This is a genomic window from Pseudonocardia sp. CA-107938 (assembly GCF_050936315.1).
Lineage (GTDB): Bacteria > Actinomycetota > Actinomycetes > Mycobacteriales > Pseudonocardiaceae > Pseudonocardia.
This window is the reverse complement of sequence record NZ_JBNJNA010000001.1, coordinates 6,517,501-6,541,912: the sequence shown is the minus strand read 5'-3', so window position 1 is coordinate 6,541,912 and position 24,412 is coordinate 6,517,501. Positions and strand designations below refer to the sequence as shown.

The window sequence follows — 24,412 nt, the reverse complement described above, 5'->3', positions numbered from 1 at the left end:
GTGGGCAGCGGGGGTCAGGCGAGGTTCGCGGGCGCCCACACCTCGATGGCGTCGCGCAGGAACACGGCGAGGCCGGGCTGGGTGCGGTCGATGTTCGCCGTGAAGCGCTCGTCGTCGACGTACATGCGTCCGACGCACAGGTAGCCCTCGCGGTCGGGCGTCCAGGACCGGCACATCCACGCGTAGTGGCGGGCGACGACCGCCTGCACCGGCGGGTCGCCCGGCTGTGCTCCGCCGCGCAGCAGCTCGGCGAACTGCTCGTTCACCTCCTGCAGCTCGACCATGAAGTCGCGCTTCTCCGCGGGGCTCCACGCGGCCGCGCGCTCCTGCGCCTCGCGGGCGGTGTCGCCCCAGCGCTCCACCGCCTCCGCGGCGTACGGGTCGCCGGCGAACCCGTCGAACATCTCGGTCGTGCCCACGGGCACCCCTCCTTCGTGCTCGGCGATCGTGCGGGCCACCGTCGCGGCCAGCTCCTTCAGCCGGTCCGACTCGGCCAGCAGCCGCCGGTGGTGGCGCCGCAGCGTCTCGACGACGTCGGTGTCGCCGTCGACGACCTCGGCGATCTCGGGCAGTCCGAGCCCCAGCTCCCGCAGCACGAGGATGTGCTGCAGCCGCAGCAGCTGGTCGCGGTCGTAGTGCCGGGTGCCGCCCGCGCCGATGTCGGTGGGCCGCAGCAGCCCGATGTGGTCGTAGTGGCGCAGCGTGCGGGAGGTGACCCCCGCCAGCCGCGTCACCTCGCGCGTCGACCAGACCGTCATGCGGACCAGCGTAGAAGTTGACGCCACGTCAACCGCAAGGATGTTCATCCGGCGGCCATCGACACGATCGGCACAGGTCCCGGCCGGTTCGACCGCGGCGGCTACACCTCCGCCATGGCTCCCCGCCTCACGGTCATCGGCACCGGCTACCTCGGCGCCACCCACGCCGCCTGCATGGCGAAGCTCGGCTTCGACGTGCTCGGGGTCGACGTCGACCCGGAGAAGGTCGCGCTCCTTCAGTCCGGGCGCCTGCCGTTCCACGAACCCGGGCTCGCGGAGCTGCTCGCCGAGCAGGTGTCCGTCGGCCGGCTGCGGTTCGGCACCTCGATCGCCGAGGCGGCGGCCTTCGGCGACGTGCACTTCGTGTGCGTCGGCACCCCGCAACGCAGGGGTGAGCTGGCCGCCGACCTCAGCCACGTCGACGCGGCGGTTGAGGCGCTCGCCGCGCACGTCGCCGGTCCGTGCCTGATCGTCGGCAAGTCCACCGTGCCGGTCGGCACCGCGGCCCGGCTGGCCGCACGGCTCGCCGAGCGGGCGCCGACGGCCGAGCTGGCCTGGAACCCGGAGTTCCTCCGAGAGGGGCACGCCGTAGAGGACACGCTGCGCCCCGATCGACTGGTCTTCGGGGTCGGATCGGCGCACGCCGAGTCCGTCCTCCGCACGGTCTACGCCGAGCTCCTCGACGCCGGTGTGCCCGTCGTGGTCACCGACTTCGCGACGGCCGAGCTGGTGAAGGTGTCGGCGAACGCGTTCCTCGCCACCAAGATCTCCTTCATCAACGCGATGGCGGAGGTGTGCGAGGCCACCGGCGCCGACGTCACCCAGCTGGGTGGTGCGCTCGCGCTCGACCCGCGCATCGGCGGTCGGTTCCTGCACGCCGGGCTCGGGTTCGGCGGGGGCTGCCTGCCCAAGGACATCCGCGCGTTCATGGCGCGTGCCGGGGAGCTGGGCGTCGACCAGGCGCTGTCGTTCCTGCGCGAGGTGGACGCGATCAACATGCGCCGCCGTGCCCGCATGGTCGACCTCGCCCGCGAGCAGCTCGGCGGGTCGTTCATCGGCAAGCGGGTGGCGGTGTTCGGGGCCGCGTTCAAGCCGCACTCCGACGACATCCGCGACTCGCCCGCCCTCACCGTCGCGGCCACCATCCAGCTGCAGGGCGCCCAGGTCACGGTGCACGACCCCGTCGCCAACGACAACGCCCGCAAGCTGCACCCCGGCCTCGGCTACGAGGACACCCCCGAGCTGGCCGCCGACCGCGCCCACCTGGTGCTGCACCTGACCGAGTGGCCGCAGTTCCAGGCACTGGACCCGGCCGAGCTCGCCGGGGTCGTCGCCGAGCGGCGGATCGTCGACGGACGCAACGCGTTGGACCCGGCCCGGTGGCGTGCGGCAGGCTGGACCTACCGCGCGCTCGGCCGCCCCTGACTCATCTCACACAGCGCGCGGCCACGGCACACACGTTGCAACCTGTGTGAGGCGGCCACGCGCTGTGTGACGTCGCCGGAGCGGGCCCATCGGGCACCGACCGACGCTGCCTGCTACCCTACGGAATGCGACCACCCCGTCGCGCGTTCTCACGTGCGTCAGGGCGTTCAAGTGGAGCCCCGCTCCCACCCGCCACCACCGGTGACCGGGTTCCGGTCCGGTAGCCGCGCACGCGTGGCCTCCTGATCGTAGGGTCTCCGCTTCGTCGCGCCATTGGACGCCGAAACGAGGAGACCCCATTACCACAGAGACGCGCATCAACGACCGCATCCGTGTTCCCGAGGTCCGACTGGTCGGACCCAACGGTGAACAGGTCGGCATCGTGCGCATCGAGGACGCCCTGCGGCTCGCGCAGGAGGCCGAGCTGGATCTCGTCGAGGTCGCCGCTCAGGCCCGCCCGCCGGTCTGCAAGCTCATGGACTACGGCAAGTTCAAGTACGAGAGCGCGCAGAAGGCCCGGGAGTCCCGCCGCAACCAGCAGCTCACCACGATCAAGGAGCAGAAGCTCCGACCGAAGATCGACAGCCACGACTACGAGACCAAGAAGCGCAACGTCGTGCGTTTCCTCGAGGGCGGCAACAAGGTCAAGGTCACGATCATGTTCCGCGGTCGCGAGCAGTCCCGTCCCGAACTCGGGTTCCGGTTGCTGCAGCGCCTCGCCGAGGACGTGGCGGAGCTCGGCACGGTCGAGGCCGCGCCGAAGCAGGACGGCCGCAACATGACGATGGTGATCGCTCCGAACAAGAAGGGCCGCCCGCGCGCGGCCGAGAGCGTTCCGCAGGCCTGACGGCCGCAGCAGCTCGCACAGCTCACGACGCCGGCGTCCGCGCCGGCAGGGAAGTAGGACCCGCCATGCCGAAGAACAAGACGCACAAGGGGACCGCCAAGCGGATCCGCGTGACGGGGAGCGGAAAGCTCATGCGTGAGCAGACCGGCCTCCGCCACCGGATGGAGGTCAAGTCGAGCAAGGAAGCACGCGACCTCGGGCGACTCGCGCCCGTCGCGAAGGCCGACGTCAAGCGCGTCAAGAAGCTGCTCGGTCGCTGACCACTCCCTGCCCCTGACCTCCCACACGTAAGGACACACCCATGGCACGCGTGAAGCGCGCGGTCAACGCCGCCAAGAAGCGCCGCACCACCCTCGAAGCGGCCAGCGGCTACCGCGGGCAGCGTTCCCGGCTGTACCGCAAGGCGAAGGAGCAGATGCTCCACTCGCTGAACTACGCCTACCGCGACCGGCGCGCCCGCAAGGGTGACTTCCGGCAGCTGTGGATCACGCGGATCAACGCGGCCGCCCGCGCCAACGGCATGACGTACAACCGCTTCATCCAAGGTCTGAAGATCGCCGAGATCGAGGTCGACCGGAAGAACCTGGCCGAGCTCGCCGTCTCCGACCCGGCCGCGTTCACCGCGCTCGTCGAGGTGGCCAAGGCGAACGTGCCGGCGCAGGCGGGCGGGACCGCCGCCTGAGCACGGCAGTACCGGGACCGCCCGGCACCGACCGCACCCCGCGCGTGGTCGCAGCACGCAAGCTGCTGCGCCGCGCGGGCCGCGATCGGGCCGGGCGGTTCCTCGTCGAGGGCGCGCAGGCGGTCCGGGAGGCGCTCGCGTACGGGCGGGTGCACGAGCTGTTCCTCACCGACGCAGCCGCCGCGCGCAACCCGGAGCTGATCGACGCGGCCGACCGCGCGGGCGCCCGGATCAGCCCGGTCACCGAACGGGCCGCCGAGACGCTCTCCGAGACCGTCACCCCGCAGGGGCTGGTCGCGGTCTGCGACCTGCTCGACGTCCCTCCGGCGACCGCGCTGGGTCCGGCGCCCACGCTCGTCGCGGTGTGCGCGGGCATCACCGACCCGGGCAACGCGGGCACGATCATCCGCGTCGCCGACGCCGCGGGCGCCGACGCCGTGCTCCTGGCCGGCGACACCGTCGACCCGCACAACGGCAAGGCCGTCCGCGCGTCGACGGGCAGCGTGTTCCACCTGCCACTGGCCCGCGACCGCGACGCCGCCGCCGTGCTGGCCGCGTGCCGCGCGGCCGGTCTCACCCTCCTCGTCGCGGACGGGCACGGCGAGCGGGACCTGCACGATCCCGGCACCGCGGCACTGCTGGCCGGCCCGGTGGCGTGGATCTTCGGTGGCGAGGCGCACGGCGTGCCGGCGGACCTCGCCGCCGCGGCCGACCACCGGGTGCGGGTACCCATCCACGGCCGCGCCGAGAGCCTCAACCTGGCCACTGCCGCGGCGATCTGTCTCTACGCGACGGTCGCCGCCCGCCGCTGACCCGGCGCCTCAGCTCCGGCCGACGGCCGCCCCCACGGTCCGGCCCGCCGCCAGCACGACGTGGTCCTCCCACAGGCGCCCGACGATCTGCACACCGATCGGCAGTCCGGCCGCGTCCGCCCCGGCGGGCACCGCGAGCGCCGGCGCTCCGACGAGGCTCGCCGGCAGGAGGTGGAGGAAGCGCTCACCCTCGACGGGTTCGGAGCGCAGCGGCGCGGTGTCGGGCGTGGCCGGTGTGACGATCAGGTCGACGTCCGCGGTGGCTCTCAGGTAGCGGTGGACGTAGTGGTCCCAGTCCTCCAGCTCGCGCATCACGTCGGCGCCGGTCAGGCCGGGTTCCCCGCCGGCCCGGGCCCAGTACCGCCGAGTGACGTCCCAGGCCGGCGGGAGCCAGTCGAAGGTCCACTCCACCTCGACGGCGCCCGCAGCCACGAGTGCCGCGCCGGCCCGCCGGACGGCTGCCTCGACCACCGGGACCGCGCCGCCCGGGATGACCGCGATGCGGCGCCCCTGCAGCTCCACCGTGGTCGACGACAGCAGCGGGACCGGTGCTGCTGCCGGATCGCGGCCGTCCGGCCCCGCGAGGACGGCGAGTGCCAGCTCGACCGCGTCGACGGAGTCCGCGAGCGGCCCGATCTGCGTGCGGCCGTCGCTGCGGAGGCCGACGCGCGGGTAGTGCCCGGTGGTCGGCACCCGCCCTGCGGTGGGACGCAGCCCCCACACCCCCGCCCAGGACGCGGGGAGTCGGATGCTGCCGCCGGAGTCGCTGCCGATGCCGAGCACCGACGCGCCGGCGGCGACGAGCGCGGCCTCCCCGCTGCTGGAACCGCCCACCGATCGGGTGGGATCGCCCGGATGCGCGACGTCGCCCCAGGGCTTGGTCTTCGCGACGACGACGGCGCCGGCGGCCCGCAACCGGGCCACCGCCGCGGCGTCCCGGACCGGGCGGCGTTCCCGGTCGTCCGTCTCGCCCGCGCACGGGAAGCCCTCGACGTCGATCCAGTCCTTGACCGTGATCGGAAGGCCGTGCAGGGGCCCGACGGGGCCGGTCCCGGCGAACGCGCGGTCGAGGGCGCGAGCGTCCGACAGCGCGCGCTCGTCCTCGAAGAAGGCGACGGCACCGGTCCGCTCGTGCGCGGCCCGCACCAGCGCCAGCCGCTCCGCCACGGCCTGCTCCGCCGTCTCCTCGCCACGCCGCAGCCGGCCGAGCAGCTCGGCGAACCCGTCACGCATGGCTCGCATCCTCCAGCACACGGTGTCCCCGTCGTGACGCTCGGGAGCCGCTCTCTAGGATCGAGCCCATCATGAGCGAGACCAGGCCTACCAACCCCGGCCCTCCTTCGTCGGGCCTGCCGTCCCCCGGACTCTTGGACGCCGGGGCGCTGGCCGAGGCGGTCGCGGCCGCCCGCGCCGCGTTCGCCGAGGCAGCCGACCTGGCGGCGCTGGCCGCCGTCCGCCCCGCCCACCTCGGCGATCGGGCGCCGTTGCAGCTGGCCCGCCGCGAGCTGGGCTCGCTGCCGGGCCCGGAGCGCGCCGACGCCGGCAAGCGGGTCAACGCGGCGCGCCAGGAGGCGCAGGCCGCGTTCGACGAGCGGCGCGCCGTGCTCGTCGCCGAGCGCGACGAGCGCGTGCTCGTCGAAGAGGCCGTGGACGTCACGCTGCCGTGGGACCGGATCCCGCGCGGCGCCCGCCACCCCCTGACGCAGATCGGCGAGCAGATCGCCGACGTGTTCGTCGGGATGGGGTGGGAGGTCGCGGAGGGCCCCGAGGTCGAGTCGTCGTGGCTCAACTTCGACGCGCTGAACTTCCCGAAGGACCACCCCGCCCGCACCATGCAGGACACGTTCTACCTGGGCGACGGCGAGCAGTCCGGGCTGGTGCTGCGCACGCACACCTCCCCGGTGCAGATCCGCGCGCTGCTGGAGCGGGACCTGCCGGTCTACGTCGTGTGCCCGGGGCGCACGTTCCGCACCGACGCGCTCGACGCCACCCACACCCCGGTGTTCCACCAGGTCGAGGGCTTGGCGATCGACAAGGGCCTCACGATGGCGCACCTGAAGGGCACCCTCGACGCGTTCGCGCGGGCCATGTTCGGCACCGAGTCGAAGATCCGCCTGCGCCCCTCGTTCTTCCCCTTCACCGAGCCCTCGGCCGAGCCGGACGTGTGGTTCCCGGAGAAGAAGGGCGGCGCGGGTTGGGTCGAGTGGGGCGGCTGCGGCATGGTCGACCCGAACGTCCTGCGCGCCTGCGGCGTCGATCCCGACGTCTACTCGGGCTTCGCGTTCGGGATGGGTCTGGAGCGCACGCTCATGTTCCGCAACGGCATCCCCGACATGCGTGACATGGTCGAGGGCGACGTCCGGTTCAGCCGGGCGTTCGGGGTCTAGGGGTATCGGGTGCGCGTAACGCAGTCCTGGCTGTCGGAGTACGTCAGCATCGGAACAGGGGTCGACGCGAAGTCGGCCGACGAGCTCGGCGAGGCCTTCGTCAAGGTCGGCCTGGAGATCGAGGAGATCCATCCGGCGCCCGACGTCAGCGGTCCGGTGGTGGTCGGGCGGGTCCTCGCGATCGAGGAGCTGACCGAGTTCAAGAAGCCGATCCGCTGGTGCCAGGTGGACGTCGGCAACGCCAACGACACCGGGGCGCCGCAGAACGTGATCTGCGGTGCCACCAACTTCGCGGTCGGCGACCTCGTCGTCGTCACGCTGCCGGGCACGGTGCTGCCCGGCGGGTTCGAGGTGGGCGCCCGCAAGACCTACGGCCACCTCTCCGAGGGCATGATCGCATCGGTGCGTGAGCTGGGCATCGGCACCGACCACGCCGGCATCCTGGTCCTGCCGCCCGGCACGGCCGAGCCGGGCACCCCGGCCGCCGATGTGCTCGGCCTGGCCGAGCCGGTGATCGAGATCAACGTGACCCCCGACCGCGGTTACTGCTTCGCGCTGCGCGGGCTGGCGCGCGAGCTGGCCGCTGCCACCGAGGCCGACTACACCGATCCGGCCGCGCGGGTCGCGGTGCCGGACACGACCGGCGACGCGTGGCCGGTCCGCCTCGACGACGAGGGATGCGCGCGGTTCGTCGCCCGCCGGGTCGACGGCGTCGACCCGACCGCACCCACCCCGTGGTGGATGCAGCGGCGGCTGCTGGCGGGTGGCATGCGGCCGATCTCGCTGATCGTCGACGTCACGAACTACGTGATGCTGGAGCTCGGCCAGCCGCTGCACGCCTATGACGCGTCGCTGGTCAGCGGCCCGATCGTGGTGCGCCGGGCGGTCGCGGGGGAGAAGCTCACCACCCTCGACGACGTGGTGCGCTCGCTCGATCCCGACGACCTGCTCATCACCGACGACAGCGGCCCGATCGGCCTCGCCGGCGTGATGGGCGGGGCCAGCACGGAGATCCCGGTCGGTGGCACCGAGCCCGTCGACGTGCTGCTGGAGGCCGCGCACTTCGTGCCCGCCGTGATCGCCCGCGGCGCGCGCCGGCACAAGCTGCCCAGCGAGGCGTCCAAGCGCTTCGAACGTGGCGTCGACCCGATGCTCCCTCCCGTCGCGGCGGAGCGGGCGGCGCAGCTGCTCGTCGAGTTCGGCGGCGGGACGATCGCCGCGGGACGCACCGACGCGGGCGGCGTCACGGCACCCGCGGCGGTCCGCATGCCGCTCGACCTGCCCGACCGCGTCGCCGGCGTCGGTTACGAGCGCGGGGCCACCGTGCGCCGGTTGGCCCAGATCGGCTGCGCGGTCGAGCTGGTCACGGGCGACGACGGTCGCGGCCAGGTCGTGGCGACGCCGCCTACCTGGCGACCCGACCTGGTCCGCCCGGCCGACCTCGTGGAGGAGGTCCTGCGCCTGGAGGGGCTCGACCGGATCCCGTCGATCCTCCCGTCGGCGGTGCCGGGACGTGGCCTCACACCCGCCCAGCAGCGCAGACGGGTCGTGGGCCGGGCGCTCGCCGAGAACGGCTACGTCGAGGTGCTGCCGTTCCCGTTCATCGACCCCACCGTGTGGGACGCGTTCGGGCTCGACGCCGGCGACCCGCGCCGGCGCACCGTGCACGTGGTGAACCCGCTGGACGCCGAGCGGGCCGAGCTGGCGAGCACCCTGCTGCCGGGCCTGCTGGAGACACTGGGCCGCAACCGGTCGCGCGGGCTGGTCGACCTCGCCCTCTACACGATCGGTCAGGTCACCCAGCCCCACCACGAGACCGTCCCGATGCCGGACCCGCCCGTCGACGCCCGCCCGTCCGACGACGTGTACGCGCAGATCAACGCCGCGCTGCCGCAGCAGCCCACGCACGTCGGCGTGGTGCTCGCCGGCGACCGGGAGGCGCGCGGCTGGTGGGGCGCCGGACGTCCCGCCGGCTGGGCCGACGCGGTGGCGGCGGCCCTGCTCGTGGGCAAGGCGGCCGGGGTGGAGCTGCGGGCCACCGCGGCCGCTCTGCCCCCGTTCCACCCGGGGCGGTGCGCGGAGATCCGGCTCGGCGACTTCCCGCTCGGGCACGCCGGCGAGCTGCACCCGAAGGTCGTCGAGGCGCTGGATCTGCCGCCGCGCACGTGCGCGATGGAGATCGACCTCGACCTCATCCCGCTGGACGAGGCACGGCCGGTGCCGGTGGTGTCGCCGTACCCGCCGATCACGGTCGACGTCGCGCTCGTCGCGGACACGGCTGTGCCGGTGGCCGCGCTGGCCGAGGCGCTGGAGGACGGCGGCGGCGCGCTGCTGGAGCAGGTGCGGCTGTTCGACGTGTACGCGGGCGAGCAGGTGGGCGAGGGCAAGCGTTCGCTGGCCTACACGCTGCGATTCCGCGCCCCCGACCGCACGCTGACCAGCGAGGAGGCCAACGCGGCCCGGGACGCCGCGGTCGCGGTGGCCGTCGAGCGCCACGGGGCTGCGCTGCGCACCTAGAGTCGTCGGGTGACGAGCATCGAGGCGACGACGATCTCCGGCACCGTCCGTGGAACGGTCGAGGGCGGGGTCGCCCGCTTCCTCGGCATCCCGTACGCGGCCGCCCCGTTCGGGGAGCACCGGTTCCGCCCGACCCAGCCGCATCCCGGCTGGTCGGGGGTCCGCGACGCGCTGCAGCTGGGAGCGACCGCGCCAGCAGGGCCCTACCCGCCGGTGTTCCGCGACGTGCTGCCCGAGCCGGTGATCCCGGGCGACGAGATCCTCACCGTCAACGTGTGGGCGCCCGCGGACGCGAGCGGCGCGCCGGTGATGGTGTTCATCCACGGTGGCGCGTTCGTCAACGGTTCCAACGCCGTGCCCGTCTACGACGGCACGGCCTTCGCCAGGGACGGCATCGTGCTGGTGTCGGTGAACTACCGGCTCGGCGCCGAAGGGTTCCTGAAGCTGCCCGGCGGCCCGGCGAACCTCGGCATCCTCGACCAGGTGGCCGCCCTGACGTGGGTCCGCGACAACATCGCGGCGTTCGGCGGCGACCCCGGCCGCGTCACGGTGTTCGGGGAGTCCGCCGGCGCGATGAGCGTCGGCACGCTGCTCGCGATGCCAGCCGCGGAAGGCCTGTTCCAGCGGGCGATCCTGCAGAGCGGCGCAGCGCACAACGCGTACTCCGTCGAGACGGCGGAGAAGATCGCCACGCTCGTCGCGGCGCAGGTCGGGCTGGCGCCCGCCGAGCTCGGCCAGGTCCCGCCCGAACGCCTGGTTCGCGCGCACACCGAGCTGCTGAAGGAACTGCGGGCCAGGCCCGACCCGGTGAAGTTCGGTGAGGCGGCCGCCGGCGCGCTCGTCTACGTCCCGATCGTCGACGGCGAGTCGCTTCCCGGCCGGCCGATCGACCGGATCGCCGCTGGCAGCGCCACCGACGTCGAGGTGCTGATCGGCACCACCCGCGACGAGGTCCACCTCTTCACCGTGGCCGGCGGCATGACGGAGTTCGTCACCGACGCCGCGATGACCGGGTTCGTCGGGATGCTCGGGCTGCCCGACGGCGCCGTGGACCGCTACCGCGCCGGACGCCCGGGCGGCGCGCCCTGGGAGGTGCTGTCCGACGTCATGACCGACCAGATGTTCCGCATCCCCGCGATCCGGCTCGCCGAGGCGCACGGCCGCGCCTGGGTCTACGAGTTCGACTGGCCGGCACAGGGGCTGGACGGGCGGCTCGGCGCCTGCCACGCCGTCGAGCTGCCGTTCGTGTTCGACACGCTGGCCGCCGCCGAGGCCATGAACGGGCCGGACGCGCCGCAGGAGCTCGCCGACACCGTGCACGGCGCGTGGGTCGCGTTCGCGTCCGGTCGGGATCCGGGGTGGGCGCGCTACGGCGACGCCCGCACCGTCCGCACGTTCGGCGCCGCGACGGAGACGGCGGACGACCCGCGCGGCGCGACGCGGGAGCTGTGGGCCGGAGTGCGGTAGAGGCCTCTCAACCGGCGGCGGGCGCGTGTCGGCGCGCCACCTCCGCGCGCACCAGCGGGGCCACCTCCGTGCCGAGCAGCTCGATCGCCCGCAGCACGTCGCGGTGTGCGACGTCGCCGATCGCCATCTGGATGAGCATCCGGTCGTGGTCGAACAGCGAGTGCAGGTGCAGGATCTTCTCCGCCGCGGCCTCCGGGGCGCCGACGAGGTAGGCGCCGTCGATGGCGGTGGCGGCGTCGAACGCGGCCCGGTTGGTCGGGCCCCAGCCACGCTCGCGGCCGATGCGGTCCATCACGCCGGAGTGCGCGGGGTAGTACGTGTCGGCCGCGGCCGCGCGGGTCTCCGCGACGAACCCGTGCATGTTCAGGCTGGTGGGCTGGGTGCCGCCGGCCTGGCGGTACAGCTCGACGAGCGGCGCGAACCGCGCCGGCTGCCCGCCGATGATCGCGAGCGCCATCGGCAGGTCGAGCCGGCCCGCCCGCACCACCGACGGCGGGTTGCCGCCGACGGCAAGCCACACCGGCAGCGGATCCTGCAGCGGCCGGGGGTAGACGGCCTGCTCGACGAGCGGGGCGCGGTGCCGGCCCGACCACGTCACCCGCTCGTTCGCGCGCAGGGCGAGCAGCAGCTCCAGCTTCTCCGCGAACAGCTCGTCGTAGTCGGCGAGGTCGTGCCCGAACAGGGGGAACGACTCGATGAACGAGCCGCGACCGGCCATGATCTCCGCTCGCCCGCCGGAGAGCAGGTCGAGTGTGGCGAACTGCTGGAACACGCGCACCGGATCGTCGGACGACAGGACGGAGACGGCGCTCGTCAGCCGGATCCGGCTGCTGCGCTCGGCGGCCGCGGCCAGGATCGTGGCGGGCGTGGAGGAGGCGTAGTCGCGGCGGTGGTGCTCGCCGATGCCGGCCACGTCGAGCCCCACCTCGTCGGCCAGCGCGATCTGCTCGACCGCCTCCCGGATCCGCAGCGCGGGAGCCTCCGGGTCCGCGTCCAGCGCCACGTCGACGAAGCCGTACACACCGATCTCCACGGGGCAGTCAACCACGCGACCGGTGCTGCGCGCCGGACGTGGTGATCACGCGCAGCGCCTCCCGCTTCGACAGCGGGGAGAGCTCGGGGTGTGCGGCGACGAACGCCCGGACCCAGTCGGGGTCGGTGCGGGCGTACTGCCGCAGGGCCCAGCCGATGGCCTTGCGCAGGAAGAAGTCCGGGTCGGCCGCGTTGGTCTCGATCGCGTCGGTCAGCAGGTCGCGGTCCGTCGCGGCGGCGGAGGAGAGCTGGCAGATCACCGAGCTGCGGCGCAGCCAGCGGTCGGGGTCGGAGATCCAGCTCCGCACGACGGGCGTCACCTCGGCGGGGTGCGCCCGCAGCAGCCGGCCGACGTGCCGGTTGGCCAGCTCGTCGGTGACGTCCCACCAGCCGGCGTCGACGATCCAGCCGCGCAGCCGCGGCAGCCACGCGAGGCCCACCCACGGCAGGTGCCGGCGGTGCGCGGCCAGGTCCATGGCCAGGTAGCGCTCCTCCCGGTACGCGGCGCCGTCCCACAGGTCGTCGACGGTGGTGGCGAGCTCGGCTGCGTCCGCCACCGGGTGCGTGGCCAGCGCGGCACGCAGCACCCGCGCGCGGGCGGGCTTGGGCACGCCGCGGAACGGCATCGCCGACTTCATGTAGGCCTGCATCGCCGGGGCGGCCTCCGGGTCGGCCACCTCCGCCAGTCGCGTGCGCAGGACCTGCGCCAGCGCGCTCACCGGGCCCGGCCCAGGCTGCGGGCCCAGCCGTGGACGTGGTCGAGCAGCTCCGGCGGCGAGACGATCTCAGCGTCCGCACCGAGCACGGCGATCGCCATGGCGGCCCAGTCGAGCGTGTCGCTGCGCACGCGGAAGCGGCAGCCGTCGCCGTCCTCGTCGACCTGCCCCCACCGGCCGATCGCCGTCCGCACCCGCTCGACGGGTGCCGCGAACCGGATCTCGATCTCGTAGGACGACGGTCGCTGGTCGACGGCGGCCTGCACGAACTGGGCGGCGTCGGCGGCCGGCAGCTCGCGCGGGCGGAACCGGACGCCGGTGCAGCGCGGACCGGCCAGCCGGTCGAGCCGGAAGCTGCGCCATGCGTGCCGGTGCAGGTCGTAGGCGACGAGGTACCAGCGGCGGCCGAGCGCCACCAGCCGCAGCGGCTCCACCAGCCGGTCGGTGCGCGCGCCGTCGGCGGCGGTGTAGGCGAACTCGAGCCGCTCCTCGGCGCGGCACGCCTCCGCGACCGCGGTGAGCACCTCCGGGTCGGCCGTCGGCCCGCCGGCCGACCACGTCACCGGCGTGGTCATGGCGCGCAGCGCATCGACCCGCTTGCGCAGCTTCGGCGGCATCACCTGCACGACCTTGGCCAGCGCGCGCACGGACGACTCGGCGATCCCGGCGACGCCTCCCTGCGCCGCGGTCTGCAACCCCACGGCGAGCGCGACCGCCTCCTCGTCGTCGAGGACGAGCGGGGGAAGCGCCGCGCCGGCGGCCAGCTGGTAGCCCCCGTCGACGCCGCGGGAGGCGTTGACGGGGTAGCCGAGCTCGCGCAACCGTTCGACGTCCCGGCGAAGGGTGCGCACCGAGACCTCGAGCCGGTCGGCCAGCTCGGCGCCCGGCCAGTAGCGGTGGGTCTGCAGCAGGGACAGCAGCCGCAGCGTGCGGGAGCTCGTGTTCGCCATGGATTCCAGGATCCGCCGGATTGAGGTCAATAACTGACACCAGCAGGTCCTAGAGTACGGCCCATGACCACCACCGAGCAGACCGCCGTCACCGGCGAGCGGGCCGACATCCTCGCCGGCCTGGCCAAGGCCCGGCACTTCCTGCTGCACACCGCCCAGGGGCTCACCGACGAGCAGGCCAACACCCGCAGCACGGTCAGCGCGCTGACCATCGGGGGATTGATCAAGCACGTCGCCGAGGTGGAGAAGGGCTGGGCCACGTTCGCCACCTCCGGTAAGCACGGCAACCAGGACGACTGGTCCGACAGCCCGGGGGAGTTCACCCCGGAGCTGGTCGCGGCGTGGGAGGCGAACTTCCGCCTCGTCGACGGCGAGACCCTGGACGGCGTGCGGGCTGCGTACGCCGAGGTGGCCGCGGCGACCGACGAGCTGGTCCGCACCGTCGACCTCGACACGACCTACGAGCTGCCCGAGGCGCCGTGGCAGCCGGCGGGGGTGTACTGGACGGTACGCCGGGTGTTCCTGCACCTGATCGCCGAGATCGCCCAGCACTCGGGGCACGCCGACATCATCCGGGAGACGATCGACGGGCAGAAGAGCATGGGCTGAGCAGCACTTACCGTGGCCGGTGCCGGGTCCGATCGGGTGGTGGGCGACATCCGATCCGGTCGGACCGCTCCAGTCGCGGTTGCCCGCCGGGCATCGTGGCGACTCCGAAGGCATGTGGTCCGTGATCGCCGTTCCGCTCGCCGTCCTCCTGTTCCCGCTCGTGATGTCGCAGATCGAGCTGCAGCTGCCGCCGCCGCGTCGGCGACGAGCGACAAGGCGGCGCCCCCACAACACGCTTGCATGATTTTCCGTGATCCTGCATAGTCATCCGCATGGTGCGGATCGCGGTGGCGGGTGCGAGCGGGTATGCGGGGGGTGAGCTCCTGCGGCTGTTGCTGGGCCATCCCGAGGTGGAGATCGGTGCGCTGACGGCGGGCGGCAACGCGGGGAGCCTGCTGGGGAGCCACCAGCCGCACCTCCTGCCGCTGGCCGACCGGGTGCTGGAGGAGTCCACCGCGGAGGTGCTGGCGGGCCACGACGTCGTCTTCCTCGCGCTCCCGCACGGCCGATCGGCCGAGCTCGCCGCCCAGCTCCCCGAGGGCACGGTCGTGATCGACTGCGGCGCGGACCACCGGCTCGCCGACCCGGCCGCGTGGCAGCGCTGGTACGGCGGCGAGCACGCCGGCCGGTGGCCGTACGGCCTGCCCGAGCTGCCCGGCGGGCGCGACGCACTCCGCGGCGCCACCCGCGTCGCCGTGCCCGGTTGCTACCCCACCGTCTCGAGCCTGGCGCTCGCTCCGGCGCTGGTCGCCGGTCTGGTCGAGCCCGAGGTCGTGATCACCGCGGTGACCGGCACCTCGGGCGCCGGCAAGTCGCCGAAGCCGCACCTGCTCGGCTCCGAGGTCATGGGCGCGCTGTCCGCGTACGGCGTCGGCGGCGCGCACCGGCACACCCCGGAGATGATCCAGAACCTGTCCGCCGCCGCGGGCGCACCGGTCTCGGTGAGCTTCACGCCGGTGCTGGCGCCGCTGCCGCGGGGCATCCTCGCCACCTGCTCGGCGCCCACCACGGCGTCGGCGGGTGAGCTGCAGGAGGTCTACGCGAAGGCGTACGCCGACGAGCCGTTCGTGCACCTGCTGCCGGAGGGCGTCTGGCCCACCACGGCCGCCACGCTCGGCGCCAACACCGTCTTGCTGCAGGTCACGGTCGATCCCGACGCGGGCCGCATGGTCGTCGTCGGTGCGATCGACAACCTCACCAAGGGCACTGCGGGCGCCGCCGTGCAGTGCATGAACCTCGCCGTCGGGCTGCCCGAGACCACCGGCCTGCCGCTGACGGGAGTGGCGCCGTGAGTGTCGTCCACGCCCGAGGTTTCCGGGCGGCCGGGGTCAAGGCCGGCATCAAGGCCAGCGGCAACCCCGACCTCGCACTCGTCGTCAACGACGGGCCCACGTTCACCGCCGCGGGCGTGTTCACCCGCAACAAGGTGAAGGCGGCCCCGGTGCTGTGGTCCGAGCAGGTGCTGGCGGCCACGAAGCGCCTGCGCGCCGTCGTGCTGAACTCGGGCGGTGCCAACGCCTGCACCGGCCACGAGGGCTTCCAGACCGCGCACGCCACGGCGGAGCAGGCCGCGAAGGGCCTGGAGTGCGGGGCCATCGAGGTGGCCGTCTGCTCCACCGGGCTCATCGGGGCCCAGCTGCCGCGCGCCCGCGTGCTCGCCGGCGTCGACGCGGCCACCGCTGCGCTCGCGGCCGATCCGGCAGCGGGTCTCGCCGCCGCCACGGCGATCATGACCACCGACACCGTCGCCAAGCAGTCCTCCCGCTCCCATCCGTCGGGCTGGCGGATGGGCGGGATGACGAAGGGCGCGGGCATGATCGCGCCGTCGATGGCCACGATGCTGGCCGTCGTCACCACCGACGCGGTCGTCGAGCAGGGCGTCCTGCAGGAGGCGCTGCGGGCCGCCGTGCGGGTCAGCTTCGACCGCCTCGACATCGACGGCGTCACCTCCACCAACGACACCGTGCTGGTGATGGCGTCCGGCGCCAGCGGCGTCACCGCCGACGCGCTCGATCTCACGGCCGCGTTGACCGCCGTCTGCCGCGACCTCACCCAGCAGATGCAGGCCGACGCCGAGGGCGTCACCAAGCGGATCGTGGTGCAGGTCGTCGGCGCCGCGAGCGAGGACGACGCCGTCACCGTCGCCCGCACCGTGGCCCGCGACTCGCTGGTCAAGACGGCCCTGTTCGGGTCGGACCCCAACTGGGGCCGGATCGCCGCGGCTGTCGGCTACAGCGACGCCGACGTCAACCCGGAGACCCTCGACATCACCATAAACGGGGTGCTGCTCTGCTCGGGCGGCACCGCGGCCGGCGATCGGGGCGCGGCCGATCTCAGCGGCGAGGACATCGTCGTCGAGATCGGGTTGGGGCTCGGCACGGGCACCGCGGAGATCCTCACCACCGACCTGTCGCACGCCTACGTGGAGGAGAACAGTGCCTACTCCTCGTAGTTCGACCATCAACGGCGCCTTGGCCAAGGCCGGCGTGCTCGCCGAGGCGCTGCCGTGGCTGCAGCGCTTCCACGGGAAGATCGTCGTCGTGAAGTACGGCGGCAACGCCATGGTCGACGACGAGCTCAAGCAGGCGTTCGCGCAGGACATGGTGTTCCTGCGGCTCGCCGGCATCCAGCCGGTCGTCGTCCACGGTGGGGGCCCGCAGATCAGCGCGATGCTCAAGCGGCTCGGTCTGCCGGGGGAGTTCCGCGGGGGCCTGCGCGTCACCACGCCCGAGACGATCGACGTGGTGCGGATGGTGCTGGTCGGGCAGGTCGGTCGCGAGCTGGTCGGGCTGATCAACCAGCACGGGCCCTACGCGGTCGGCTTGTCCGGCGAGGACGCCGGGATGTTCACCGCGGAGAAGCGCACGGCCCTCGTCGGCGGGGAGCCGGTCGACATCGGGCTGGTCGGCGACGTTGTCGAGGTCAATCCCGACGCGGTGCTCGACATCGTCGCGGCCGGCCGCATCCCGGTCGTCGCCGGCGTGGCGCCCGACGTCGACGGCACCGTCTACAACATCAACGCCGACAGCGCGGCCGCCGCGCTCGCGTCGGCGCTGGGGGCGGCGAAGCTGGTCGTGCTCACCGACGTCGAGGGCCTGTACTCGGCCTACCCCGACCCGGAGTCGCTGATCAGCTCGCTGACGGCCGACGAGCTGGAGCCGATGCTGCCCGGCCTGGAGAGCGGCATGGCACCGAAGATGGAGGCATGCCTGCGGGCGGTGCGCGGCGGGGTACCGCAGGCGCACGTGATCGACGGGCGGGTGCCGCACTCGGTGCTGCTCGAGGTCTTCACGAGCGAGGGAGTGGGCACGATGGTGGTGGGCGCATGACCGGGGAGAACGCGCTCGGCGAGCGCTGGCAGGCGTCGCTCATGAACAACTACGGCACCCCGCCGCTCACGCTGGTGCGCGGGCAGGGCGCCGAGGTGTGGGACTCCGCGGGCCGCCGCTACCTCGACCTGCTCGGCGGCATCGCCGTCAACGCGCTGGGTCACGCGCACCCCGCGGTGATCGAGGCCGTCACCACCCAGCTGTCGACGCTGGGCCACACGTCCAACTTCTTCATCACCGAGCCGCCGGTCGCGCTGGCCGAGCGGCTGCTGGAGCTGGTCGGCGCCCCGGGACGGGTGCTGTTCTGCAACTCCGGCACGGAGGCCAACGAGGCGGCGTTCAAGCTGGCTCGCCGCACCGGCCGGCCCACGATCATCGCGTGCGAGAACGCCTTCCACGGCCGCACGATGGGCGCGCTGGCGCTCACCGGGCAGCAGCCGAAGCGGGCCCCGTTCGAGCCGATGACCCCGGGCGTCACGCACATCCCGTTCGGCGACGTCGCGGCGCTGGACGCGGCCGTCGACGAGCAGACGGCCGCGGTGTTCCTGGAGCCGATCCTGGGCGAGGCCGGCGCCGTCACCCCACCCGCGGGCTACCTCGCGGCCGCCCGGCGGATCACCGCGGAGCGCGGCGCCCTGCTGGTGCTCGACGAGGTGCAGACCGGCATCGGCCGCACCGGCTCGTGGTTCGCCTTCCAGCAGGCCGGCATCACCCCAGACGTGGTCACGCTGGCGAAGGGGCTGGGCGGCGGCCTGCCGATCGGGGCCTGCATCGGGCTCGGTGAGGCGGGCGAGCTGTTCCTGCCCGGCCAGCACGGCACCACGTTCGGCGGCAACCCGGTGAGCTGCGCCGCCGGGCTCGCGGTGCTGTCCACCATCGAGTCCGAGGGGCTGCTGGAGCAGGTCGCGCTGGTCGGCAAGACGATCACCAACGGCATCGAGGAGCTGGGCCACCCGCTCGTCACCGGGGTCGACGGTGCCGGCCTGCTCATCGGGGTGATGCTGCGCAAGCCGGTGTCGGCGGCCGTCGCCGCGGCCGGTCGCGCTTCCGGTTTCCTCTTCAACAACCCGGTGCCGGACCGGTTGCGGCTCGTGCCGCCGCTCACCCTCACCGAGGCGCAGGCCGGCGAGTTCCTCGCCGCCCTGCCCGGATTCCTGGACGAAGCCGATGGTTAGGCACCTCCTGCGCGACGACGACCTCACCCCTGCCGAGCAGGCCGAGGTGCTCGACCTGGCGGCCGAGCTGAAGGCCGACCGGTTCGCGCACCGCCCGCTCGCCGGTCCGAAGAGCGTGGCGCTGCTGTTCGACAAGCCGTCCACCCGCACCCGCGTCTCGTTCGAGGCCGGCGTGGCGCAGCTGGGCGGCCACCCGCTCGTCGTCGACGCGCGGTCGTCGCAGATGGGCCGCGGGGAGACGATCGCCGACACCGCGCGGGTGCTCTCGCGGTTCGTCGACATCATCGTGTGGCGCACCGGCGACCAGTCGCGCATCGCGGAGCTGGCCGCCCACTCCACGGTCCCCGTGGTCAACGCCCTGACCGACCAGTTCCACCCGTGCCAGGTGCTCGCCGACCTGCAGACGATCCGCGAGCGGTTCGGCCGCACGGCGGGCCTCACGATGACCTACCTCGGCGACGGTGCCAACAACATGGCCCACTCGCTCCTGCTCGGCGGCGCCACCGCGGGCATGACGGTGCGCGTGTGCGCGCCGGAGGGCTTCCAGCCGCACCCGGAGTACCTGCGGGACGCGAAGGCGCGCGCCGCCGAGACGGGCGGCGGCGCCGAGGTGGTCGCCGACCCGCACGCAGCCGTCGACGGTGCCGACGTCGTCGTCACCGACACGTGGACGTCGATGGGGCAGGAGTCCGACGGCCTCGACCGGATCGCCCCGTTCCACGGTCTGCAGGTGAACGCGGCACTGATGGCCCGGGCCAACGCCGGCGCGATCGCCCTGCACTGCCTGCCGGCCCACCGCGGCGAGGAGATCACCGACGAGATCCTCGACGCCCCCGACAGCGCGGTCTGGGACGAGGCGGAGAACCGCCTCCACGCCCAGAAGGCCCTCCTCACCTGGCTCGTCCGACGATGACCATCAGCCGGGCCGAGCGGCAGTCGATGATCCTCGACATCATCCACACCGGCGGCATGCACAACCAGCGCCAGATCATGGTCGAGCTGGAGAGCCGGCACGTCCACGCCACCCAGGCGACCGTCTCCCGCGACCTCGACGAGCTGGGCGCGATCAAGGTGCGCGGCGCCTACGTGATCCCCGACGACGGCCAGCCGGTGCTCGGGCCGGAGAACGGCACCGGCCGGGTCGCCCGGTTGCTGGGGGAGCTGCTCACCGGTTCCGACGCGAGTGGGAACCTGGCCGTGCTCCGCACCCCGCCGGGCGCCGCGCACTACCTGGCCAGCGCGCTCGACCGCGCCGGCCTGCAGGACGTCGTCGGCACCATCGCCGGCGACGACACGATCCTCGTGGTCGCCCGTGAACCGCTCACGGGCGCCCAACTCGTCGCGCGGCTGCGCGAACTCGTGAGCAAGGAGACTGTTACATGAGTGAGCTTGCGAGCTCATCGTCCAGCACAGCAGCAGCGCGAACGCGCGCGACGAGCGTCAGCGAGGAGTGCTCGTGAGCAAGGTCCTGACCTCGATCCCGAAGGGCGAGCGCATCGGCATCGCCTTCTCGGGCGGCCTCGACACCTCCGTGGCGGTCGCGTGGATGCGCGACAAGGGCGGGATCCCCTGCACGTACACGGCCGATCTCGGCCAGTACGACGAGGCCGACATCGCCGGCGTCCCCGCGCGCGCGAAGCAGTACGGCGCCGAGATCGCCCGCGCCGTCGACATCAAGCCGCAGCTGGTCGAGGAGGGTCTCGCCGCGCTCGCGTGCGGCGCGTTCCACATCCGCTCGGCCGGCAAGACGTACTTCAACACCACGCCGCTGGGCCGCGCCGTCACCGGCACGCTGCTGGTGCGGGCGATGCAGGCCGACGACGTCAACATCTGGGGCGACGGCTCCACGTTCAAGGGCAACGACATCGAGCGGTTCTACCGCTACGGCCTGATGGCAAACCCGGAGCTGCGCATCTACAAGCCCTGGCTCGACGCCGACTTCGTGCAGGAGCTGGGCGGGCGCGACGAGATGAGCCGCTGGCTCGCCACGCACGGCCTGCCCTACCGCGACTCGGCGGAGAAGGCGTACTCCACCGACGCCAACATCTGGGGCGCCACCCACGAGGCGAAGACGCTGGAGCACCTCGACGTGTCGCTGGAGACCATCGAGCCGATCATGGGGGTCAAGCACTGGGACCCGTCGGTCGTGATCGAGCCGGAGGACGTCTCCGTCACGTTCGAGGCGGGCTATCCGGTGGCGATCAACGGCATCCGGTTCCCGGACCACGTCGCGCTCGTGCTGGAGGCCAACGCGATCGGCGGCCGGCACGGCCTCGGGATGTCCGACCAGATCGAGAACCGGATCATCGAGGCCAAGTCGCGCGGCATCTACGAGGCGCCGGGCATGGCGCTGCTCTTCGCCGCCTACGAGCGGCTGCTCAACGCCATCCACAACGAGGACACCCTGGCCAACTACTACTCGGAGGGCCGCCGGTTGGGCCGGCTGCTCTACGAGGGCCGCTGGCTCGACCCGCAGGCGCTGATGCTGCGCGAGTCCATCCAGCGCTGGATCGCCTCGCTGGTCACCGGCACCGTCACGCTGCGGCTGCGCCGCGGCGACGACTACACGATCCTCAACACGGAAGGCTCCGGCTTCTCCTACCACCCGGAGCGGCTGTCGATGGAGCGGGTGGAGAACGCCGCGTTCGGCCCGACCGACCGCATCGGCCAGCTCACCATGCGCAACCTCGACATCGCCGACTCGCGCGCCAAGCTGGAGGCGTACGCCGGGCAGCCGGCCGAGCAGGGCACGGTGCTCGTCGAGCACGGCACGCTGTTCGGTGAGCTGCCGTCGGGCGGTTTCGACCGGATCGCCACGGCCGACGGCGAGCGCGAGGACGGCAGCTCGCTCGACGCCGCCGCGCTGGAAGCGGGCACGGACTGATGTCGGGCTCGCAGCTGTGGGGCGGTCGGTTCACCTCGGGACCGGCCGACGCGCTGGCCGCGCTGAGCAAGTCCACGCAGTTCGACTGGCGGCTCGCCCCGTACGACGTGCGCGGGTCGATGGCGCACGCCCGCGTGCTGCACCGCGCCGGACTGCTGTCCGACGACGAGCTGTCCGGCATGCTCGACGCGCTCGACCGGCTGGCCGCCGACGTCGCGTCCGGCGCGTTCGGCCCGGAGGAGGCCGACGAGGACGTCCACTCGGCGCTGGAACGCGGCCTCATCGAGCGCGCCGGACCGGAGCTGGGCGGCAAGCTGCGGGCGGGCCGGTCGCGCAACGACCAGGTCGCCACCCTCTTCCGCATGTGGCTGCGCGACGCGGCGGTGCGCATCGGGTCCGGGGTGCTCGACGTCGTCGACGCGCTCGTCGCGCAGGCCGAGGCGCACCCGGGCGCCGCGATGCCGGGGCGCACGCACCTGCAGCACGCGCAGCCCGTCCTGCTCGCGCACCACCTGGCCGCGCACGCGCACGCGCTGCTGCGCGACGTCGACCGGCTCGCCGACTGGGACCGGCGCGCCGCCGTGTCGCCGTACGGGTCGGGGGCGCTGGCCGGCTCGTCGCTGGGGTTGGACCCGGAGGCCGTCGCGAAGGAGCTGGGCTTCGACTCCAGCGCCGCCAACTCGATCGACGGCACCGCGGCCCGCGACTTCGCGGCCGAGGCGGCGTTCGTGCTGGCCATGATCGCCGTGGACCTCTCGCGCGTGAGCGAGGAGGTCATCGTGTGGGCGACCGCCGAGTTCGGCTACGTCACCCTCGACGACGCGTACTCCACCGGCAGCTCGATCATGCCGCAGAAGAAGAACCCCGACGTCGCGGAGCTCGCCCGCGGCAAGGCGGGCCGGCTGATCGGCAACCTCACCGGCCTCATGGCCACGCTCAAGGGCCTCCCGCTCGCGTACAACCGCGACCTGCAAGAGGACAAGGAACCGCTCTTCGACTCCGTCGAGCAGCTGGAGCTGTTGCTCCCCGCGGTGGCCGGCATGATCGCCACGCTCACGTTCCACACCGAGCGGTTGGCCGAGCTCGCGCCCGCCGGGTTCACCCTGGCGACGGACATCGCCGAATGGCTCGTCCGCGAGGGCGTCCCGTTCCGGGTCGCGCACGAAGCGGCCGGCGGTTGCGTCCGTGCGGCGGAGGCGCGCGGCGTGGGCCTCGACCAGCTCACCGACGCCGAATTGACCGCCGTCCACCCCGCGCTCACGCCTATGGTGCGGGACGTGCTGACGGTCGAAGGCTCGATAGCCTCGCGCGACGCCCGCGGCGGTACGGCGGGCGAACGCGTCGCACAGCAGCTCGACGAGCTGCGCGCGGGGGCCGCAGCCGCCCGCGCACGTCTCATGAAGGGAACGTCATGACCTCGCCAGCCGATCTGGCCCGACCCGACCTGGACGCCGCCCGCGCGGCGTACGACGAGCTGAAGGCCCTGGGCATGAAGCTCGACCTCACGCGCGGCAAGCCGTCGGCGGAGCAGCTCGATCTGGCGAACGACCTGCTCACGCTCCCCGGCCCGGACTTCCGCGCCGCCGATGGCCTCGACACCCGCAACTACCAGGGCCTGCAGGGGCTGCCGGAGCTGCGTGAGATCTTCGCGGACGCGCTGCAGGTGCCGGTCGCGCAGCTCGTCGCGTTCGGCAACGGCAGCCTCGAGCTGATGCACGACACGCTCGTCCACGCGCTGCTCTCGCCGCTGCCCGGCGCCGAGCAGCGCTGGGTGGAGCAGGAGCGGGTGGTGTTCCTCTGCCCCGTCCCCGGCTACGACCGCCACTACGGCGTGTGCGAGCGGCTCGGCATCGAGATGGTGCCGGTGCCGATGACCGACAGCGGTCCCGACATGGACGTCGTCGAACAGCTGGTCGCCGAGGACCCGACGATCAAGGGCATCTGGTGCGTGCCGAAGTACTCGAACCCCACCGGGGTCGTGTACTCCGACGAGACCGTGCGCCGGCTCGCCACGATGCCGACGGCCGCGCCCGACTTCCGCATCATGTGGGACAACGCCTACGCGGTGCACCACCTCACCGACACCGCGCACGAGATCGCCGACCTGCTGGCGCTGGCCACCGAGGCGGGCAACGCCGACCGCGTCTTCGTCTTCGGCTCCACGTCGAAGATCACACTCGCCGGGGCCGGCGTCGCGTTTTTCGGCGCGTCCGAGGCGAACCTCGCCTGGTGGCTGACCCTCACGGCCAAGCGCACCATCGGCCCCGACAAGGTCAACCACCTGCGCCACGCCCGCTTCCTCGGCAGCCCCGAGGGTGTCGCTGCCCACATGGCGAAGCACCGGGCGATCCTCGCGCCCAAGTTCGCCGCGGTGCAGCGGATCCTCTCCGAGCAGCTCGGCGGGGTCGAGGGCGTGTCGTGGACCCGGCCCGACGGTGGCTACTTCGTCACCCTCACCGTCCCGGCCGGCCTGGCGTCCGCCACGGTCGCGCTGGCGAAGGACGCCGGTGTGGTGCTCACCCCGGCCGGTGCCACGCACCCGTACGGCCAGGACCCCGATGACGCCGTGATCCGGCTCGCACCGAGCTTCCCCGTGCTCGACGAGGTCGAGAAGGCCACTGCCGGGGTCGCCACCTGCGTGAAGCTGGCGATCGCGCAGCAGGGGGCGTGACAGCTCTCCTCGATCGTGCCGAGCTGGCGGACGACGTCCTCACGGGCGCCGTCCGCCTGCTCGGCACCACGATCGAGGCCGACACCCCGGAGGGCATCGTCGCGGTGCGCCTCGTCGAGGTGGAGGCCTACCGGGGCGCCGACGACCCCGC

At 73.3% G+C, this 24,412-nt stretch carries 24 protein-coding genes (1 of these 24 cut by a window edge); 19 read left to right on the top strand and 5 right to left on the bottom strand.

From position 1 onward, the window contains the following. Positions 1-14 precede the first annotated feature (14 nt). Entirely contained in the window at positions 15-758 is a 744-nt protein-coding gene (locus ACQEVB_RS32305) for a MerR family transcriptional regulator (protein ID WP_432979764.1), read from the bottom strand. Positions 759-872: 114 nt separating this feature from the next. On the opposite strand from ACQEVB_RS32305, the gene ACQEVB_RS32300 reads away from it, so the two are divergent. From ACQEVB_RS32300 to ACQEVB_RS32280, 5 genes are all read left to right on the top strand, one after another. Beyond that, complete coding sequence (locus ACQEVB_RS32300) at positions 873-2,183, top strand: UDP-glucose dehydrogenase family protein (protein ID WP_432979761.1); 1,311 nt, start codon at positions 873-875, stop codon at positions 2,181-2,183. A 298-nt stretch (positions 2,184-2,481) separates the two neighbouring features. Then, on the top strand, positions 2,482-3,030 hold the full coding sequence (gene infC, locus ACQEVB_RS32295) for a translation initiation factor IF-3 (RefSeq protein ID WP_432980707.1): 549 nt from the start codon (positions 2,482-2,484) through the stop codon (positions 3,028-3,030). A 65-nt stretch (positions 3,031-3,095) separates the two neighbouring features. Next, positions 3,096-3,290 carry a 50S ribosomal protein L35 gene (gene rpmI / locus ACQEVB_RS32290; protein ID WP_432979758.1) on the top strand — a complete coding sequence of 65 codons (195 nt, stop codon included), beginning with the start codon at positions 3,096-3,098 and terminating at the stop codon, positions 3,288-3,290. Positions 3,291-3,331: 41 nt separating this feature from the next. Beyond that, entirely contained in the window at positions 3,332-3,712 is a 381-nt protein-coding gene (rplT, locus tag ACQEVB_RS32285) for a 50S ribosomal protein L20 (RefSeq protein WP_432979755.1), read from the top strand. A 44-nt stretch (positions 3,713-3,756) separates the two neighbouring features. After that, complete coding sequence (locus tag ACQEVB_RS32280; protein WP_432979752.1) at positions 3,757-4,524, top strand: TrmH family RNA methyltransferase; 768 nt, start codon at positions 3,757-3,759, stop codon at positions 4,522-4,524. A 9-nt stretch (positions 4,525-4,533) separates the two neighbouring features. Here ACQEVB_RS32280 and ACQEVB_RS32275 read toward each other — a convergent pair whose 3' ends face one another. Further along, positions 4,534-5,757 carry an amidase gene (locus ACQEVB_RS32275; protein WP_432979749.1) on the bottom strand — a complete coding sequence of 408 codons (1,224 nt, stop codon included), beginning with the start codon at positions 5,755-5,757 and terminating at the stop codon, positions 4,534-4,536. A gap of 71 nt (positions 5,758-5,828) precedes the next feature. Between ACQEVB_RS32275 and pheS the strand changes: the two genes are divergently transcribed. From pheS to ACQEVB_RS32260, 3 genes are read left to right on the top strand one after another with little or no spacing between them, the layout of a single operon-like run. Further along, positions 5,829-6,911, top strand: coding sequence for a phenylalanine--tRNA ligase subunit alpha (pheS, locus tag ACQEVB_RS32270; protein WP_432979746.1), 1,083 nt, complete (start codon positions 5,829-5,831; stop codon positions 6,909-6,911). A gap of 9 nt (positions 6,912-6,920) precedes the next feature. Further along, complete coding sequence (gene pheT, locus ACQEVB_RS32265; RefSeq protein WP_432979743.1) at positions 6,921-9,428, top strand: phenylalanine--tRNA ligase subunit beta; 2,508 nt, start codon at positions 6,921-6,923, stop codon at positions 9,426-9,428. 9 nt (positions 9,429-9,437) lie between these two features. Continuing rightward, the gene (locus ACQEVB_RS32260) at positions 9,438-10,895 is read left to right on the top strand and encodes a carboxylesterase/lipase family protein (RefSeq protein WP_432979741.1); all 1,458 of its coding nucleotides are present in this window, start codon (positions 9,438-9,440) and stop codon (positions 10,893-10,895) included. A 7-nt stretch (positions 10,896-10,902) separates the two neighbouring features. On the opposite strand, the gene ACQEVB_RS32255 is transcribed toward ACQEVB_RS32260, so the two are convergent. The 3 genes from ACQEVB_RS32255 to ACQEVB_RS32245 are packed head-to-tail and all read right to left on the bottom strand — an operon-like array spanning position 10,903 to position 13,593. Beyond that, the gene (locus tag ACQEVB_RS32255; protein WP_432979738.1) at positions 10,903-11,943 is read right to left on the bottom strand and encodes an LLM class flavin-dependent oxidoreductase; all 1,041 of its coding nucleotides are present in this window, start codon (positions 11,941-11,943) and stop codon (positions 10,903-10,905) included. Further along, positions 11,936-12,646 carry a DNA alkylation repair protein gene (locus ACQEVB_RS32250; protein WP_432979735.1) on the bottom strand — a complete coding sequence of 237 codons (711 nt, stop codon included), beginning with the start codon at positions 12,644-12,646 and terminating at the stop codon, positions 11,936-11,938. The genes ACQEVB_RS32255 and ACQEVB_RS32250 overlap by 8 nt, the downstream gene beginning before the upstream one ends. Beyond that, positions 12,643-13,593 (bottom strand): helix-turn-helix transcriptional regulator, encoded by a 951-nt coding sequence (locus ACQEVB_RS32245; RefSeq protein WP_432979732.1) that lies wholly within the window; start codon positions 13,591-13,593, stop codon positions 12,643-12,645. The genes ACQEVB_RS32250 and ACQEVB_RS32245 overlap by 4 nt, the downstream gene beginning before the upstream one ends. Positions 13,594-13,656: 63 nt before the next feature. Here ACQEVB_RS32245 and ACQEVB_RS32240 point away from each other — a divergent pair, with 63 nt between their 5' ends. From ACQEVB_RS32240 to ACQEVB_RS32190, 11 genes are all read left to right on the top strand, one after another. After that, entirely contained in the window at positions 13,657-14,202 is a 546-nt protein-coding gene (locus ACQEVB_RS32240) for a DinB family protein (protein ID WP_432979729.1), read from the top strand. Positions 14,203-14,474: 272 nt separating this feature from the next. After that, positions 14,475-15,494, top strand: coding sequence for an N-acetyl-gamma-glutamyl-phosphate reductase (argC, locus tag ACQEVB_RS32235; protein WP_432979726.1), 1,020 nt, complete (start codon positions 14,475-14,477; stop codon positions 15,492-15,494). Then, positions 15,491-16,654 (top strand): bifunctional glutamate N-acetyltransferase/amino-acid acetyltransferase ArgJ, encoded by a 1,164-nt coding sequence (gene argJ, locus ACQEVB_RS32230; protein ID WP_432979723.1) that lies wholly within the window; start codon positions 15,491-15,493, stop codon positions 16,652-16,654. The genes argC and argJ overlap by 4 nt, the downstream gene beginning before the upstream one ends. After that, positions 16,638-17,531 (top strand): acetylglutamate kinase, encoded by an 894-nt coding sequence (gene argB, locus ACQEVB_RS32225; protein WP_432979720.1) that lies wholly within the window; start codon positions 16,638-16,640, stop codon positions 17,529-17,531. The genes argJ and argB overlap by 17 nt, the downstream gene beginning before the upstream one ends. After that, the gene (locus tag ACQEVB_RS32220) at positions 17,528-18,706 is read left to right on the top strand and encodes an acetylornithine transaminase (protein WP_432979717.1); all 1,179 of its coding nucleotides are present in this window, start codon (positions 17,528-17,530) and stop codon (positions 18,704-18,706) included. Before argB ends, ACQEVB_RS32220 begins: the two co-directional genes overlap by 4 nt. Next, the gene (gene argF, locus ACQEVB_RS32215; protein WP_432979715.1) at positions 18,699-19,619 is read left to right on the top strand and encodes an ornithine carbamoyltransferase; all 921 of its coding nucleotides are present in this window, start codon (positions 18,699-18,701) and stop codon (positions 19,617-19,619) included. The genes ACQEVB_RS32220 and argF overlap by 8 nt, the downstream gene beginning before the upstream one ends. Further along, the gene (argR, locus tag ACQEVB_RS32210; RefSeq protein WP_432979712.1) at positions 19,616-20,089 is read left to right on the top strand and encodes an arginine repressor; all 474 of its coding nucleotides are present in this window, start codon (positions 19,616-19,618) and stop codon (positions 20,087-20,089) included. Before argF ends, argR begins: the two co-directional genes overlap by 4 nt. Positions 20,090-20,162: 73 nt before the next feature. Next, a complete protein-coding gene (gene argG, locus ACQEVB_RS32205) occupies positions 20,163-21,590 on the top strand; it encodes an argininosuccinate synthase (protein WP_432979710.1) in 1,428 nt (475 codons plus the stop codon). Beyond that, positions 21,590-23,005 carry an argininosuccinate lyase gene (argH, locus tag ACQEVB_RS32200; RefSeq protein ID WP_432979707.1) on the top strand — a complete coding sequence of 472 codons (1,416 nt, stop codon included), beginning with the start codon at positions 21,590-21,592 and terminating at the stop codon, positions 23,003-23,005. Before argG ends, argH begins: the two co-directional genes overlap by 1 nt. After that, the gene (locus ACQEVB_RS32195; protein WP_432979704.1) at positions 23,002-24,261 is read left to right on the top strand and encodes an aminotransferase class I/II-fold pyridoxal phosphate-dependent enzyme; all 1,260 of its coding nucleotides are present in this window, start codon (positions 23,002-23,004) and stop codon (positions 24,259-24,261) included. Before argH ends, ACQEVB_RS32195 begins: the two co-directional genes overlap by 4 nt. Next, positions 24,258-24,412 carry the 5' end (the start) of a DNA-3-methyladenine glycosylase gene (locus ACQEVB_RS32190; protein WP_432979701.1) on the top strand. 466 nt of this gene lie beyond the right edge of the window, so 155 of the gene's 621 nt are visible here — the first part of the coding sequence; it begins with the start codon at positions 24,258-24,260; its stop codon lies off the right edge, out of view. Before ACQEVB_RS32195 ends, ACQEVB_RS32190 begins: the two co-directional genes overlap by 4 nt.